The 16,355-nt window shown below is 41.9% G+C and carries 11 protein-coding genes and 1 tRNA gene; 9 read left to right on the top strand and 3 right to left on the bottom strand.

Going from position 1 to position 16,355, the window contains the following annotated elements:
- The first annotated feature begins 10 nt into the window (after positions 1–10).
- On the top strand, positions 11–1,066 hold the full coding sequence (locus C7S20_RS03655) for an NAD(P)/FAD-dependent oxidoreductase (RefSeq protein WP_107011203.1): 1,056 nt from the start codon (positions 11–13) through the stop codon (positions 1,064–1,066).
- On the opposite strand, the gene C7S20_RS03650 is transcribed toward C7S20_RS03655, so the two are convergent.
- Complete coding sequence (locus tag C7S20_RS03650; protein ID WP_107011202.1) at positions 1,054–1,455, bottom strand: DUF983 domain-containing protein; 402 nt, start codon at positions 1,453–1,455, stop codon at positions 1,054–1,056. The two genes, C7S20_RS03655 and C7S20_RS03650, sit on opposite strands and share 13 nt — an antisense overlap.
- 66 nt (positions 1,456–1,521) lie before the next feature.
- Here C7S20_RS03650 and C7S20_RS03645 point away from each other — a divergent pair, with 66 nt between their 5' ends.
- The 7 genes from C7S20_RS03645 (at position 1,522) to C7S20_RS03615 (ending at position 9,978) form a co-directional block, all read left to right on the top strand.
- A complete protein-coding gene (locus tag C7S20_RS03645; protein ID WP_107011201.1) occupies positions 1,522–3,429 on the top strand; it encodes an ABC-F family ATP-binding cassette domain-containing protein in 1,908 nt (635 codons plus the stop codon).
- A 61-nt stretch (positions 3,430–3,490) separates the two neighbouring features.
- Positions 3,491–4,627 (top strand): efflux RND transporter periplasmic adaptor subunit, encoded by a 1,137-nt coding sequence (locus C7S20_RS03640; protein ID WP_107011200.1) that lies wholly within the window; start codon positions 3,491–3,493, stop codon positions 4,625–4,627.
- Between the two features lie 2 nt (positions 4,628–4,629).
- Entirely contained in the window at positions 4,630–7,836 is a 3,207-nt protein-coding gene (locus C7S20_RS03635) for an efflux RND transporter permease subunit (protein WP_107011199.1), read from the top strand.
- A complete protein-coding gene (locus tag C7S20_RS03630) occupies positions 7,814–9,151 on the top strand; it encodes a TolC family protein (RefSeq protein ID WP_423738326.1) in 1,338 nt (445 codons plus the stop codon). The genes C7S20_RS03635 and C7S20_RS03630 overlap by 23 nt, the downstream gene beginning before the upstream one ends.
- A 2-nt stretch (positions 9,152–9,153) precedes the next feature.
- Positions 9,154–9,336, top strand: coding sequence for a CPXCG motif-containing cysteine-rich protein (locus C7S20_RS03625; protein ID WP_107011197.1), 183 nt, complete (start codon positions 9,154–9,156; stop codon positions 9,334–9,336).
- A gap of 61 nt (positions 9,337–9,397) precedes the next feature.
- Positions 9,398–9,751 carry a SpoIIAA family protein gene (locus C7S20_RS03620; RefSeq protein WP_107011196.1) on the top strand — a complete coding sequence of 118 codons (354 nt, stop codon included), beginning with the start codon at positions 9,398–9,400 and terminating at the stop codon, positions 9,749–9,751.
- A gap of 154 nt (positions 9,752–9,905) precedes the next feature.
- A tRNA-Met gene (locus C7S20_RS03615) sits at positions 9,906–9,978 on the top strand.
- Positions 9,979–10,171: 193 nt separating this feature from the next.
- Here C7S20_RS03615 and C7S20_RS03610 read toward each other — a convergent pair.
- Together C7S20_RS03610 and pta are read right to left on the bottom strand one after the other, a co-directional pair.
- Entirely contained in the window at positions 10,172–11,365 is a 1,194-nt protein-coding gene (locus tag C7S20_RS03610) for an acetate/propionate family kinase (protein ID WP_107011195.1), read from the bottom strand.
- Between the two features lie 317 nt (positions 11,366–11,682).
- Complete coding sequence (pta, locus tag C7S20_RS03605) at positions 11,683–13,776, bottom strand: phosphate acetyltransferase (protein WP_107011194.1); 2,094 nt, start codon at positions 13,774–13,776, stop codon at positions 11,683–11,685.
- Positions 13,777–14,642: 866 nt separating this feature from the next.
- Between pta and C7S20_RS03600 the strand changes: the two genes are divergently transcribed.
- Positions 14,643–16,355: a serine hydrolase domain-containing protein gene (locus tag C7S20_RS03600; RefSeq protein ID WP_107011193.1), complete on the top strand. Its 1,713-nt coding sequence runs from the start codon at positions 14,643–14,645 to the stop codon at positions 16,353–16,355.

Raw genomic sequence — 16,355 nt, 5'->3', positions numbered from 1 at the left:
TCTTTGCAGCATGATCGATTATATCATTGTAGGCTTAGGCCTCGGCGGGATTGCTGTTGCTGAAGAACTGGAAAAAAGAGGAAGACGATTTATTGTTTTTGATGACGCTTCCCAAAATTCATCTTATGTGGCCGGAGGAGTTTTTAATCCGGTAATTCTGAAAAGATTTACCCTTGCCTGGAAAGCTGATGAGCAACTGAAAATTTCAATTCCGGTCTACAAAGATCTGGAACAAAAACTGGAAGAGCGTTTTATATATAACTGGGATATCTATCGAAGATTTCATTCTGTAGAAGAACAGAATAACTGGTTTGTGGCAGGAGATAAACCGCGCTTACAGCCTTTTCTCGATCCTGAATTAAAAAAGAATACCAACCCCAATCTTAATGCGCCTTTTTCTTTGGGCAGGGTAAGAGGAATTGGCAATATAGATACTGAAACATTGTTGGATGCCTACCGGGATTATCTAGAGGAAAAAGATTGTTTAAGAAAAGAAAGTTTTCTATATGAAAATCTCGTCAGGGAAGATGCGAAGTGGCATTATGACGGAATAGAAGCCACTGGAATTATTTTTTGCGAAGGCTTCGGAATAAAAAAGAACCCCTTTTTCAATTATCTTCCGTTAAGGGGTAATAAAGGGGAATATATGACCATCTATGCGGAGGATCTCGACCTTGATTTTGCTGTAAAATCGAATATTTTCCTGGTGCCGGTTGGAAATCATCTGTACAAGGTGGGAGCGACCTACGATCCTAATGATAAAACTCCTGAACCAACTGTAAGGGCCCGGGAAAAACTTACTGCCGAAGTAAAGGCTTTAATTAATTGCGATTTTGAAGTGGTAGACCAGGTAGCCGGTCTTCGGCCTTCAGTGGTTGATCGCAGGCCTTTGGTGGGAAAGCATCCGGAAAGACCAAATCTTTTTTGTTGTAATGGTTTTGGAAGTCGGGGCGTGCTTTTAGCCCCAGCTATGTCCAAGCAGTTAATAGCTTTTATTGAGGATAAAAAAAGTCTTGACCCTGAAGCTGATCTTGACAGGTTCACGAAAAAATATTATCGCTCCTGAGCCTTTTTTTTCCCGGCATTCTCATCATAACTGAAAAAGAAATTGATCCAGATATTTCTTGAAAGTCTCATGATCACCGGCATAAAAACTATGAGCGTACCTACAATCGCGAAAAAGGCAGTTAGCGGACCTGAGCCGAAAAAGAAATAGGAAATTATAAATGCGGCTACCGCAAATGCGATTCCCACAGCATAGCTAACATACATTGCTCCATAGAAAAAAGAAGGCTCCATCTTGTATTTTGTGCCACAATTAGAACAACGCTCATGCATTTTGAACACCTTCCCAAGTTTATAGGGATTGTCTTCAAAATACATGCTTTCTTCATGACATACGGGGCAGGTACCGGTTATAATGCTGTATAACTTAGTTCCTTTAAGGAAATTCATCTGATTTTTTTTGCATTACAAATTTAAGCATCTTTGCACCAATCTAAAGTTACATTTGTTACAATAATGCTCAATATTCATAATCTTTCAGTTTCGTTCCAGGGGGAATATTTATTTAAAGAAATCAGTTTCAGGCTTGGAGCCGGGGACAGGGTGGGCCTTATTGGGAAAAACGGCGCCGGAAAATCTACTTTGTTGAAGATCATTGCGGGAGAACAGGAATATGATTCCGGACAAATAGCGAAAGAAAAGGATATCAAAATAGGCTTTCTTAAGCAGGATCTTGAATTTGAAAAGGGACGCACGGTCCTGGAAGAGGCTTACCAGGCTTTTGAAGAGATCAAAAAGCTGGAGAACCGGATGTCTGAGATCAACGAACAACTGGCTACTCGTACCGATTATGAGAGCGAGGGCTACAATCAGCTTATTGAAGATCTAAGCGAGATCACCCATCAATATGAGATCATTGGCGGTTATAATTATAAGGGGGAGACCGAAAAGGTGCTGCAGGGGCTTGGTTTTGAAAGAGAAGATTTCAGTAAGCTTACCGAAACATTCTCCGGAGGATGGAGAATGCGTATCGAGTTGGCAAAACTTCTGCTTCAAAAAAATGATATCCTTTTACTGGATGAGCCCACCAACCACCTTGATATTGAAAGTATCCTCTGGCTGGAAAGCTTTCTGAATAATTATCCCGGTTCGGTAATGCTGGTTTCGCACGATAAGATGTTTTTAGACAACGTCACCAACCGAAGTATTGAAATTTCGCTCGGTAATATTTATGATTACAGAAAACCTTATTCCGAATTTATTGAATTCAGAAAAGAATTAAGGGAGCAACAACTGGCTGCACAGAAAAATCAGCAGAAAGAAATCGAACAAACCGAAAAGCTTATCGATAAGTTCCGTGCCAAGGCGACCAAAGCTTCCATGGCGCAGTCGCTGATGAAAAAATTAGATAAAATTGACCGCATTGAGGTTGATGAAGATGACAATGCGGTGATGAGCGTTAACTTTCCGGTTTCGGTAAATCCGGGGAAAGTGGTTATTGAAGCGGAACACGTGGAGAAATCTTATGGTGATAAAAAGGTGCTGCGTGATGTAAACCTACTGATCGAACGACAGAGCAAGATCGCATTTGTGGGCCAGAACGGACAGGGAAAAACTACGTTGGCCAAGATCATCGTAGGCGAGATTCCTCATGATGGAAAGCTAAAACTGGGACATAACGTCCAAATTGGTTATTTCGCCCAGAACCAGTCTGATTACCTGAATGGAGAAAAAACCGTTCTTCAAACCATGGAAGATGCCGCCAATGAAAGCAATCGCACTAAAGTACGGGATATGCTGGGCGCGTTTCTCTTCAGAGGTGACGAGGTCGAAAAAAAGGTAAAAGTGCTTTCTGGAGGTGAAAGGAACCGTTTGGCGCTTTGCAAGATGCTTCTGGAGCCATTTAATGTGCTGGTAATGGATGAGCCAACTAACCATCTCGACATTAAATCTAAGAATGTTTTAAAAGAAGCGCTCAGAAATTTTGAGGGAACGCTGCTCCTTGTTTCGCATGACCGGGATTTCCTTCAGGGACTTACCGAAACGATCTATGAGTTCCGAAACCATAAGATCAGGGAATATTTGGGGGATATAGATTATTACCTGGAACAGCGCAAACTTCAGGATATGAGACAGGTGGAGAAAGCCGATAAAAAAACAACGGTAAAAGATAAATCTTCAGCTAAAAAAACTTCTTTTGAAGATCAAAAGGATTTAAAACGCTTAAAAAACCGACTGAGTAAAACAGAAGCGAAGATCACCAAACTTGAAAAAGAACTTAAGGCAAAAGACAAAGAGCTGGCACAGAATTATCAGGCGGTTGCCACAAAACCCGATTTTCTCTCGAATTATAATAAAACAAAAAAGAAGCTTGAAAATTTGATGGAAGAATGGGAAGAGCTTCAACTTCAACTGGAACAGTAGAAGTTTTTCAATATTGAAAAGCTTTTAAACCAAATAGACTCTAATCAGTCTTATTAATAATATGGAAAAAAGAAATATCATTCTGTCAGTCCTGGGGATCGTTTTGGTCATTCTTGCGATTTTTGGAGCAAAACTGATCATAGACAGTAACGTAAAGGAAGCGCCGCCGGTAAAAAAAACAGTAAAAAGTGTATTTATTGATACCGTTAAAAATAAGACCATTCCCATTGTACTGCCGGCTAACGGGAATATAACTGCTCTTCATAAACTGGAGCTTTACTCTGAGGTACAGGGAATTTTCAAGTACAGCAGCAAGGATTTTCGGCCCGGCCAGAAATATAAAAAAGGGCAGGTACTTTTAGGGGTCAACTCTGAAGAATACAGCGCCAGCGTCCAGTCGGCGAAAAGTGATCTTTATAACAAGATCACCTCCATAATGCCTGATCTCAGGCTGGATTATCCCGATGCTTTCCAGAAATGGGAAAAATATCTCAATACATTCGATATCACTAAACCGGTTCCGCCGCTTCCTGAAACCACTTCGCAACAGGAAAAATATTTTATTACCGGCCGCGGAATAATTTCAGCTTATTACAATGTTAAAAATCTGGAAGAAAGGCTTTCAAAATATACTATTATTGCCCCTTTTGACGGAATTCTTACTGAAGCACTTGTCAATAGAGGAACGCTCATCAGGCCAGGCCAGAAACTCGGGGAGTTTATCGATCCCAGTGTTTATGAACTGGAGGTTTCCGTAGCTAAAAAATTTGGCGATCTGCTTCAAATAGGAGAAAAAGTGAAACTTTCAAATCTCGAAGGCACTAAAACCTATGAGGGAACGGTGAGCAGGATCAATGGCAAGGTGAATCAGGAAACCCAGAGTATCAGGGTTTTTATACGTGTTGACAATCCTGAGCTGAGTGAAGGCATGTATCTGGAAGCGCATCTGGATGCCAAAAATGAGAAGAATGCCATAGAAATTCCCCGGGAGTTACTGGTTGAACGGTCAAAAGTATTTGTGGTTAAAGACAGCACTTTGCAACTTGTAAATGTGAACCCTGTTTTCTTTGGTGATAATACCGTGGTGATAAAAGGTCTGGAAGACGGTACCCGAATTTTGTCTGCGAACGTTCCTGGAGCTTATTCAGGTATGCTGGTAAAAGTACAGGGACAAAGGTATCTTCTTAAAAAACAATAATCTTGAGGAATTTAATCAATTATTTTATCAGGTTCAGGGTTGCCGTTAATGTGGTGATCATGGCGTTCGTCATTTTCGGAATTATCGGTATCCTGAATATGCAATCCTCATTTTTCCCTTTACAGGAATCTACGATCATTAATATCAATATCAACTATCCGGGTTCAGCTCCTGAAGAGATTGAAGAAGGTATCATTTTGAAGATTGAAGATAACCTGAAGGGACTCGAAGGAATAGACAGGATCACCTCGGTAGCTCGTGAAAGCGGAGGATCTATTACCGTTGAGATCGAACAGGATGAGGATATTGACGTGATGCTTACCGAAGTCAAAAATGCGGTGGACCGGGTGCCGACCTTTCCTGGCGGAATGGAACCTCTGGTAGTATCAAAACAGGAATTCATCAGGGAAACCATCAATTTCGCCGTTAGCGGCGAGAATGTACCGTTGGCAACTTTAAAAAGAATTAGCCAGGAAATAGAAAATGATCTTCGACTTCTTGACGGGGTTTCGCAAATAAGTATTTCAGGTTTTCCGCAGGAAGAGATCGAGATCGCGGTAAGCAAAGATGATCTTCTCGCTTATGATCTCACTTTTGAACAGGTGGCACAGGCGGTGAGGAATTCGAACATTCTTTCTACCGGGGGAACTATAAAGACCGAAGCCGAAGATTACCTGATACGCGCCAATAACCGCGCCTACTATGCAGATGAACTCAATGATATAGTTCTAAAATCCAATACCACTGGAGAAATCGTGAAATTGGGCGATATCGCAAGGGTTCGGGACCAGTTTTCTGAAACGCCCAATGCTCTTTATTTCAATGGAAATGTGGCTGTGAATGTTTCGGTTAGCAATACCAGTAGCGAAGATCTTTTAGCGACCGCCGAAAAAGTAAATGATTATATAGAGAATTTCAACCAGAAGCACAGCAACGTACAGCTGGATGTGGTGAATGACGCTTCTATCACTCTTGGCCAGAGAACACGACTTCTGGTCGAGAATGGTTTGATGGGAATGCTGTTGGTCCTTTTCTTTTTATCCTTATTTCTAAATACACGGCTTGCATTCTGGGTGGCCTTCGGTTTGCCAATTGCCTTCCTTGGAATGTTCATTTTTGCCGGTTCATTAGGAGTGACTATCAATGTGCTTTCCCTTTTTGGAATGATCATCGTGGTAGGGATCCTGGTCGATGACGGGATCGTTATTGCTGAGAACATCTATCAGCATTCCGCGATGGGCAAAAATCCTATTAAAGCGGCCCTTGATGGAACCATGGAGGTCGTGCCTCCAATCATTTCTGCAATTATAACCACGGTACTTGCTTTTTCTACTTTTCTGTTTCTCGATAGCCGAATTGGAGAATTTTTCGGAGAAGTTTCAACGGTGGTTATTCTAACCCTCGTGATATCCCTGCTGGAAGCTTTAATAATCCTTCCGGCCCACGTTGCACATTCCAAGGCACTGAAAAAACGTGAACCCGATGAAAAGCCGAAAAAGGGTATTGCGGTCTTATTTGAAAAAATGAGGGGCATAAACAGAATTGGAGACAGGCTCATGTATTTCATGAGAGACAAGATCTATAGTCCCGTACTTCATTTTGTACTGCATCAGCAGGTTCTGGCTTTTGGTATCTTACTAACCGTTTTCATCCTGACCATTGGCGCAGTAGGGGGCAATGTGATAAGGATCACGCTTTTCCCCAGTATTGCAAGTGACAGGGTGAGCATTGATCTTTTAATGCCTGAAGGTGTGAATCCGGAACGCACCGATTCGATTATTTCAATGGTTGAAGATGCAGCCTGGAGGGTGAATGAAAAATACTCGAAGATCCAGTCAGGAGATAAAGAAGTGGTTCAAAATATCATAAAACGGGTAGGTCCCGGAAATAACAAGGCATCTCTTCAGGTGAATTTATTGCCCGGTGAAGAAAGGGATGTAAGTTCTCCCGAAATCACCAATGCCATACGGGATGAAGTTGGCCCTGTTTACGGCGTGGAAAATCTCACTTTTGGATCTGGTGGAAATTTTGGCGGATTGCCTATTTCTGTATCTCTTTTAGGCAATAATCTCAACGAATTACAGGCTGCCAAGGAAGAACTAAAACAAAATTTTGAAAATAATCCTCTTCTTAAAGATGTAACCGATAATGATCCTAAAGGGATCAAAGAGATCAATGTGAAACTTAAAGATAATGCCTATGCACTGGGCCTCGATCTCGGGGAAGTTATGCGGCAGATAAGAAACGGATTCTTTGGGGCACAGGCACAGCGATTCCAGCGCGGCCAGGACGAGATAAGGGTTTGGGTGCGATACAACCGTGAAAACCGGTCGTCTATAAATGATCTTGATGAAATGCGCATTGTTACTCCTTCGGGGAACAGAGTGCCTTTTGATGAGATCGCCAATTACGAGATCGTGCGGGGAACAGAATCCATCAGCCACCTTAACGGAATGAGGGAGATAAGGGTTTCCGCAGATATGGAAGATCCTAATGGCAGTTCTACCGATATCCTCGCTGATATCAGGCAAAATGTGATGCCGCCAATACTTGAAAAATATCCCAGCCTTTCGGTTTCTTATGAAGGACAGAACAGGGAAGCCGCAAAACTTACCAATTCAGCGAAACTGGTATTGCCCATTATCCTATTCCTCATTTATGCGACCATTGCTTTCACCTTCCGAAGTTACAGTCAGCCGTTTTTGCTGATGATAATGATCCCTTTTAGTATCATTGGTGTTGCCTGGGGCCACTGGATTCATGGTTTTCCTATTAATGTGCTTTCCGCTTTGGGAATTATCGCTCTGGTTGGGATCATGGTTAATGACGGGCTGGTGCTAATTGGGAAGTTCAATAGTTTTCTGCGGGAAGACGGCATGGAATTTAAACAGGCGCTTTATGAAGCTGGACGTTCACGATTCAGGGCGATCTTCCTTACCTCGCTGACGACTATCGCGGGTCTTGCACCCTTGCTGTTGGAAAAAAGCAGGCAGGCCCAATTTCTTAAACCCATGGCGATTTCAATTTCATACGGAATAGCTATCTCAACCGTGCTTACACTTTTTCTGCTTCCGCTGTTATTATCCATAAGCAACGGAATAAAAGTAGGTGGAAAATGGTTAAAAACAGGAAAAAAACCTTCTCGTGAAGAAATGGAACGAGCAATTAAAGAGAAAATAGAACAAGATGAACATGCCGAAAAACAATAGAATAATCTTCATTATTGCTTTTTTATGCTTTTCTGCCGGATGGGCACAGGCTCCTGTTCTAACAAAAGAAGAAGCAATAGCGCAGGCCCTGGAAGAGAATTTCGGAATAAGAATAGCAAGGAATAATGTAGATATTGCCGAAAATAACCAGAGTATTTTAAATTCGGGATATCTGCCTGCCTTAACGGGAAGGGCAGGAACGAATTATGCGCTTAACGACAGGCTCACAAAACCCGAAAATGACGATCCTCTTGAGCAGAACAATATTGAAAGCAATCAATACAATGCTTCCATAAACCTGGATTATACCTTGTTTGATGGCCTTGGTCGTTTTTATAATTATAAAAGTTTGAAAGAGCAATATGACCTTTCACAGCTGGAAGCCCGGCAGACTATCGAAAACAGCATATTGCAGATCATGAGCGTTTATTATGAAGTGGCGCGTTTAACTGAAAATATGGACGTTTTGCAGGAAACCCTGGAAATTTCCCAGAATCGTGTGACCCGGGCAAAATACCAGTTTCAATATGGGCAGGCAAACAAACTTGTGGTCCTCAATGCAAGGGTTGATGTAAATAATGATAGTATTGCCCTGATTGAAATGCAGCAACGGCTTAAAAATACCAAACGTGATTTAAATGTCCTGTTGAACCGTGAAATCACAGCTAATGAATTTCGCGTCGATACCACCGTAAATTTTATTCCTGCCCTTGAACTGGAAAATTTCTTAAGTCGGGCAGATGTGAATAATGTTTCGCTTCTGCAGGCCGAAAAAAGTTTAACCATCAGTGAATATGAAATCAAGATCAGTAAGTCGGGCTATCTTCCGGCTATTGGCTTAAATGGTTCTCATGGCTGGAACCGAAACAGAAGTGCTGCCACGGCCTTTTTTCCGGGATCTACCACAACCACGAATGGTCTTTCGGCGGGTGTAAGCCTGGTTTGGGATATTTTTAATTCCGGTAGGACGAGCGTGGAGATCCAGAATTCAAAGATTCGTTATCAGAATCAGGAACTGCTTAAAGAACAGTTGGAACTGGAAGTAAAACGGGATATCGCCAATGCCCTGGGCAATTATGAAAATAAACTTTACATTCTGAAAGTTCAGAAAGAAAACGTTGCTACCAACCTAAATAATTTCCAGCGTTCAGAAGAACAATATAAACTTGGGAGGATCACATCTATAGAATTCCGCCAGGCACAGATCAACTTACTGGATGCGAGGACGAGCCTGAACCTTGCTAAATATGATGCCAAATTAGCTGAATTACAGCTACTGCAATTAACAGGGCAACTGCTTAACGTAGAATTGTAGCTATGTACGAACATTTTTTTCAGTGTCCATATTGTTGGGAGGAGATATCGATTTTACTGGATCCTTCAGTCCAGGAGCAGACTTATATAGAAGACTGCGAGGTATGTTGCCGGCCTATTGAATTTCATGTTCGTTTTGAAGATCAGGAACTTATTCAATTTGAGGCTCAAAATATTGAGCAATAAAACAGCGATATGTACTCAGGTCTTTCGTAAAATTCCGTAATTTTAGTTTATATAGAAAATTATGGCAACAAGCTTTGAACTCGCAGGTCATGTGGTAGGGCTCATGATCGATCAGGATGTTACTTCTGAATACCTGGAAGAATTGCATGGTCTTATTCGGGAAAAACTTGAAGAAAATGAAAAAATTAATTTGTTTTGCGAGATAATGCCCGGCAATAATGTGGATCTCCTTCCGGTTTTCCAAAACCTGATTTTTAAATTTGAAAATTCAGGAAAGATCACCAAAATGGCCTTTGTTTCAGATATTTCCTGGTTAAATAAATTAATGGACCTCAATGATCTTTTTATTCAATCAGATTTAAGGACCTTTGAGTTTGCAGACAGGCTGGAAGCCCTTAGCTGGATTTCACAATAATTTATATTTAAAAAGTTTGGAAGAATCCTTTTTTCTGTCTTATATTTGCCATCCAATATCGCGGGATAGAGCAGTATGCTTCGGCAAGCTCAGAATAAAGTCCGCACATCGGGATTATAACCCGAAGCTTTGAAAAGATATTGTATTTATACATCGCGGGATAGAGCAGTAGGTAGCTCGTCGGGCTCATAACCCGAAGGTCACTGGTTCGAGTCCAGTTCCCGCTACTAGCAAAGACAAGGCTTTCGAGAAATCGGAAGCCTTTTTTTATTTCCTGAGGTAGAACATAGGTAAAACAATGGATCAAGAACATTTTCTAGGTTTTGACTTTTTAAGCAAATAGTTTTTCAAGCCGATATAAGAAGAAATCTGTCTTTCTTACTCCTCTTTTGGAATTTGCCGGGAAGTCATTTTGTATTATTAATTTCCATCTACCAATTCTTCCACCTGCTTTGCAATTTCCAGTTCTTCGTTCGTAGGGATCACCAGGATCTTGACTTTAGAATTTTCGGTGCTTATTGTCCTGAGGTCCCGGGAACGCTGGGAGTTCTTTTCAGAATCAATTTCGATCCCCAGGTATTCCATATCCTCGCAAACAAGCTCTCTTATCACATCGCTGTTTTCCCCAATTCCCGCGGTAAAAACAATCGCATCCAGGCCATTCATAGCTGCGGCATAAGCACCGATATATTTTTTGATGCGGTAGGCATTCATATTTAGGGCAAGCTGGCATTGCTTATCACCCTCTGCAGCTTTTTGCTGAATATCCCTGAGATCGCTATACCCGGTAAGGCCGTACATTCCGCTTTTGTGATGAAGAATATCGCTCACCTCCCTGGTAGAATAGCCCAGGTGTTCCACCATATAAAAAATAACCGATTGGTCTATGTCTCCGCTTCGGGTTCCCATAATGAGACCGTTAACCGGTCCGAAACCGAGTGAATGATCCACACTTTTTCCATCTTTAACAGCAGTAATGCTGCAGCCGTTGCCAAGATGGATACTGATGATCCTGGAATGTTCTTTTTTCAGGTATTTTACCGCCTGCTCTGATACATATTTATGGCTGGTGCCGTGAAAACCATACACCTGTATATGATTATCCTTATAAAATTCAGTTGGGATAGCATATTGTTTAGCTTTAGACGGAATAGTGCTGTGAAAGGCGGTATCAAAAACCGCCACCTGTGTTGCGTTGGGGAACAATTTTTCTGCTACCTCAATTCCCTTCAGGTTGTGCGGATTGTGGAGCGGTGCCAGGGAAAATAGATTTTTTACAGCCTTTTTCACTTCTTCGTCTATTACGATGGTCTTCGAGAAAGTATTTCCGCCATGCACCACGCGATGGCCGATAGCATCGATATCTTCGGAAGTTTCAATCACTCCGCTTTCTTTATTCATCAGCAAATCGGTCACCTTTTTTAAGGCTGCGCCATGATCAGGGATTTCCAGTTCTCTGGAAGTGGTAGAATCTTCAGTCTTGTAGTGTATTTTGGCACCATCCAGTCCTATTCTTTCTACCAGTCCGGAGGCCAGTACCTTTTCCGAAGGCATTTGTATAAGTTGAAATTTCAGGGAAGAACTTCCTGAATTTATGACGAGTATATTTTTCATTTTGCTTACTTCTATTGTTGACTTTTATTGTCTCTTGTCTAAGTATATTATTTTCAATTCAATTTACAACTTCAAACTTTTTGGCTTGTTCATTTTTTTGCTTGTCCAAAAAAACGAACCAAAAAAAGGACACTTTTTTATTAGGTGTTTCTAATTGTGCTCTCGCAAAATTAGAACCGGGCTGCCCCGGTTAAATTTTCTCCAGGGCTTCAAAAATTTTTAACGCCGGGGTAGCCCTACACTTAAAAAAAGAACCTCATTTTAGGATGCCTTTAGGTAAAAAAATAAAGCTTTCTTCGTGGCCTCAAAAATACTTATCAAATTCCCTGTGCCTGAATGGCCGTTAATACCACGGTGTTAAAAACATCGTCAACGGTACATCCGCGGCTAAGATCGTTCACCGGCTTGTTAAGCCCCTGGAGCATTGGGCCTATCGCTAAAGCTCCTGTTTCCCTTTGTACTGCTTTATAGGTATTGTTTCCGGTATTGAGGTCTGGAAAGATCAGTAAATTGGCCTGTCCTGCAACTTCAGAATCGGGTAATTTGCTTTTTCCCACGGTAATATCGACCGCTGCGTCATACTGAATAGGGCCTTCGATCTTCAGGTCGGGACGTTTCTTTTTAACTATTTCGGTAGCCTTACGAACACGGTCAACATCGGCTCCTTTTCCTGAAGTTCCCGATGAATAGGAAAGCATGGCAATCTTTGGATCAATTCCGAAGGCAACACAACTTTCCGCAGAAGAAATGGTGATCTCTGCCAGTTCTTCAGCAGTGGGATTCGGATTAATTGCGCAATCACCAAATACTGAAACCCGGTCTTCAAGACACATAAAGAAAACCGAAGAAACCACCGAAACTCCCGGCTTGGTCTTAATAAATTGAAGTGCAGGGCGTATGGTATGCTGAGTGGTATGCGCAGCTCCCGAAACCATTCCGTCTGCATCACCTTTATAGATCATCATGGTGCCGTAATACGAAACATCGCTCATCCAGTCGCGAGCCATATCCAGGTTCACGCCTTTGTGCTTCCTGAGTTCATAAAGTGTTTCCGCGTAATCCTGGAAACGGTCAGATTTGGTAGGATCGATAATATTTACTTTCTCCAGATCAAGATTAAGTCCCATTTTCATCAGTTTTTTCTTGATGAGCTCCGGATCGCCGAGTAAAGTGATCTCCACGAGATCCATCGCCACGAGACGGGATGCAGCGGTTAGGATGCGCTCATCTTCACCTTCGGGCAATACAATATGCTTTTTGCTTTGCTGGGCCCTTTTCACCAGGCTGTACTGGAACATACGTGGCGTCATTCCATGAGGCTGGAAGTTCACAAGCCTTTCCACCAACGGATCAAAGGAAACATAGCGTTCAAAAGTGCTGATGGTGGTCTGTATCTTTTGAATACTATCGGCGTAAATATTAGATTTTATGGCACCTACCCGATTGGTTACGTTAAAAGTACCGTCTTCTACCGAAATGATCGGAACTATTTGAGAGAGTCCGTCAATGAGCTTTAAAATTGAAGGTTCCGGGGTAAGTCCGCCGGTAAGGATAATTCCTGAAATACGCGGATAGTTACTGGAAATATTCGCTTGCAGGGCACCAAGGATAATATCGGCGCGGTCTCCGGGGGTGATCACCAGGCTTTCATTTTTAAGGGTGGTGAGGTAGTTTCGCAATTGCATGGCCCCAACGCCAAAATTCCCGGTCTGGTTGTCGAGAAATTCCTTTCCAAAGAGGATCTTTCCTTCCAGGGCGGTTACAATTTCTTTTAGCGTAGGATTATCCAGGGTATCTATAAGAGGGATAGCGAAAGCTTCTACGTTCTTCGGAAGGAAATTCTTCATGTACAGCTTCGCCGGTTCAACATTTTCTTCCTGAACCTTATTGCTCACCATAGCGATCACATCAACATCTTTATCTTCAAAAGCGTGATAGGCCATCTCGAGGTTTCCCATTAGTTCTTCCCAGGTCTTTTTTTGTCCGCTGGCCACGATAATTACCGGAAGCCCCAGGTTTTTGGCGATCACCACATTAACATCGAATTCAAAAACGCTGCCTTCGCCTGAAAAATCACTTCCTTCCACCAGGACGAAATCAAATTCTTCTTCGAGCTTTTTATATTTCTGAATGATGGTATCTATGACTTCTCCCGATTTTCCCTCATTTCGTTTATGGATCACTTCACTTCTGGTAAAGGCATAAGCTTCCTTATAAGCTAATTTTACATCGAAATAACTCAGGATGGTATCGATATGATTATCTTTTTCTTCTTTTTCAACATCATTAATAATAGGCCTGAAATAGCCAACTTTTGCTGTTTTTCCCAGCAGGGTTCTCATCAAACCCAGTGAGATCATAGATTTTCCGCTGTGGGGCTCCAGGGTAGCAATATAGATTCCTTTGTTCATGGTTCTCAATTTGAGGTACAAAATTAAGCTGAATAAGAAAGAAGCTATGATGCGCAAGGTTAAAATACTCTGAAATCTGATTAAAATCAGCAATTCGTAGGTTTGGGTGTTTTGACTTTAGTTTCTGTATAAGTGCAGCTTATTTAACTCTTTACTATCAAAAATTTCCTTTACAGCATCTTATTTTCCAAAACAGGTCACAAAGTTTTATTAATCAGTAAGTTGTGATTTTTTTAACCCTCGATCCTTAACTTTTTCTAAGGGGGGATTTTTCCCCTTTTTTAAAGGAAGACTTTCAATTAAGGATAATTATCATTATTATTAATAATAGAAATTCAATTTTTTTGAGGATTTATGACGGATCATTAAAAAAAAAGGACCAAACAGCAAAAAATTTGAATTCCCTTAATTCTATACCCGGAAACCTTTTACTGTTTTTAGGTATAAAGAATCACTACACTAAATAACGACAGAGCACTCTCCCCAATATATCGTCGACCTTAACGTCTTCGGAAAAGTAACTATGCCTCAAGGAACCACTTTTTAAAACTTCTGATTTGTATGTCAGAAAAGAGTGGCAGAATTTATACAGGATTACCAAATTTCAAAGCCGGAAAGAAAAGATTTTTTCCTGCTCATTATCATAAAAATTAAATATTATGAAATCACTAAACTACTCAACTTCCCCAAAGGGAAGGATTCCGGGACGGCAGACCTTTTGAGATTCTAAGTTTCGTATATGCTAAAATTGGAGATCACGGGCTTTAAAGTTTTCGAGGGCCGCACCCGAAACGTCCGCTTCAAGAAATTAAAATAACCAGATAGAAGTAAATCTTAAACACAACCACCAATTAAATAAGAAAATTATGAAAGCACAGACAGCAACTCTAATTATTGGCCTTTTACTCACCTTCCAAGGTGTATTTGCGCAGCCAGCAAAACAGGCCAACTTGAAGCAAAAAGAAGCGCAAATAGATTCCCTAATGGCCAACTTTGATCATGATGATACTCCGGGTGCGGTGATAGGAGTTGTTCAGGACGGCGAACTCATTTTTGCTAAAGGTTACGGCATGGCCGATCTCAATGATAGTATCCCTATTACTATCAACACCCGCTTCGATATTGGCAGCGATTCTAAACAATTTACTGCTTTCGCCTTAGCACTTTTGGAAAGCAGGGGCGAACTTTCATTGGATGACCCCGTGCAGAAGTACCTTCCTGAAATTCCTGATTTTAAACAGGAAGTGACCCTGAGACACCTGCTTACGCATACTAGCGGGCTACGGGAAACCTATGGCATGGCAGAATTGGCGGGGCATATCCCGGGGCAAGACCGTCTGGAACCTGAAGGTGCACTGGAAGTTGTTAAACGTCAAACTAAACTGGAGTTTCCTCCTGGCTCAGAGCACCAGTACAACAGTAGTGCTTACGTGTTGCTTTCTATGGTTGTGGCACGCGTCACGGGGACGCCTTTCGCAGACTGGATGCAGGAAAATATCTTCGAACCATTAGGAATGAATCAAACGCTAATCGAAAAGGACATCGAGCAGGTAATTCCGGGTGCCGCAGATTCATATTACAAGGCCAAGCACGGAGGTTATCGAACGGCTTTTAGCAACCGCGTTTATCAGGGCGCCGCAGACATTTACACAACCGTAGGTGATCTCGCAAAATGGTTAAATAATTTCCATACGGCCGAACTTGGAGGCTGGGGGGTGCAGAATAGAATGCGCGAACGATTTGTTTTTACTTCAGGTGACACGAGTGATTACGCACTTGGCCTTGGCATAAACAAGTACCGAGGTCTAAATAGGATCAGCCACACTGGTAGTCATGCCGCTTTCAAATCGGTGATTAGCTATTACCCAGATTTGGATGCAGGCGTGGTAGTAATGAGAAACGATGACATGGGAACTGTAGCAGATAAGGTAACTGATATTTTCTTTAAAGAACACCTGGAGCCATCAGAGCAGGCAATTGAGCCTCTAAGTTTTGGAGAGGGAATAAAGGTTGATTCCCTATTACTCAAAAGATATGTCGGCACATACCGAGCACCTAAAAGCTTTGTTCTCCCTTCACTAACCTGGAAATATAAAGATGGGAAACTTTTCAATGTGTTTCCAGACGAGAATGTTCCCATGATAGCCGTATCTGACTCAGTATTTCAACTTGCGGAAAGTTCAAACAGGATAAGCTTCCATCAAGCGCGTGATGGAAGTGTACCAAGTGCAACCATCATTAGCAATGAAGACTCACCGGTGCTCCGCCGCGTCAAGCCGTGGCATCCTTCTGAGATAGAGCTGCAGGCTTTTACCGGAAAATATTATAGTCCTGAGTTAGAAACTCTTTACACCCTGGTCGTGGAGAACGACAAACTTATTGCCCGGCACCGGTGGAATGGAAATATCCCCCTTATGCCAACGGAGCAGAACAAATTTTTGGGGGGACTACCTTTACAGGATGTTCGCTTTGAACGGGATGTAGAAGGACAAATCAAAGGCTTTATGGTCTCGGTGGGACGTACGCGCAATGTATGGTTTGAGAAAATAGAATTAAACATGTATAACGATCACTTTTAA

The sequence above is a fragment of the Christiangramia fulva genome, assembly GCF_003024155.1.
Taxonomy (GTDB): domain Bacteria; phylum Bacteroidota; class Bacteroidia; order Flavobacteriales; family Flavobacteriaceae; genus Christiangramia; species Christiangramia fulva.
This window is presented reverse-complemented; position numbering and strand designations above follow the sequence as displayed.

What these genes read in the sequence shown, in the direction of transcription:
- C7S20_RS03655 (WP_107011203.1), top strand. Translation starts at nt 11, where the DNA reads ATGATCGATTATATCATTGTAGGCTTAGGCCTCGGCGGGATTGCTGTT.
- C7S20_RS03650 (WP_107011202.1), bottom strand. Translation starts at nt 1,455, where the DNA reads ATGAATTTCCTTAAAGGAACTAAGTTATACAGCATTATAACCGGTACC.
- C7S20_RS03645 (WP_107011201.1), top strand. Translation starts at nt 1,522, where the DNA reads ATGCTCAATATTCATAATCTTTCAGTTTCGTTCCAGGGGGAATATTTA.
- C7S20_RS03640 (WP_107011200.1), top strand. Translation starts at nt 3,491, where the DNA reads ATGGAAAAAAGAAATATCATTCTGTCAGTCCTGGGGATCGTTTTGGTC.
- C7S20_RS03630 (WP_423738326.1), top strand. Translation starts at nt 7,814, where the DNA reads ATGAACATGCCGAAAAACAATAGAATAATCTTCATTATTGCTTTTTTA.
- C7S20_RS03625 (WP_107011197.1), top strand. Translation starts at nt 9,154, where the DNA reads ATGTACGAACATTTTTTTCAGTGTCCATATTGTTGGGAGGAGATATCG.
- C7S20_RS03620 (WP_107011196.1), top strand. Translation starts at nt 9,398, where the DNA reads ATGGCAACAAGCTTTGAACTCGCAGGTCATGTGGTAGGGCTCATGATC.
- C7S20_RS03610 (WP_107011195.1), bottom strand. Translation starts at nt 11,365, where the DNA reads ATGAAAAATATACTCGTCATAAATTCAGGAAGTTCTTCCCTGAAATTT.
- pta (WP_107011194.1), bottom strand. Translation starts at nt 13,776, where the DNA reads ATGAACAAAGGAATCTATATTGCTACCCTGGAGCCCCACAGCGGAAAA.
- C7S20_RS03600 (WP_107011193.1), top strand. Translation starts at nt 14,643, where the DNA reads ATGAAAGCACAGACAGCAACTCTAATTATTGGCCTTTTACTCACCTTC.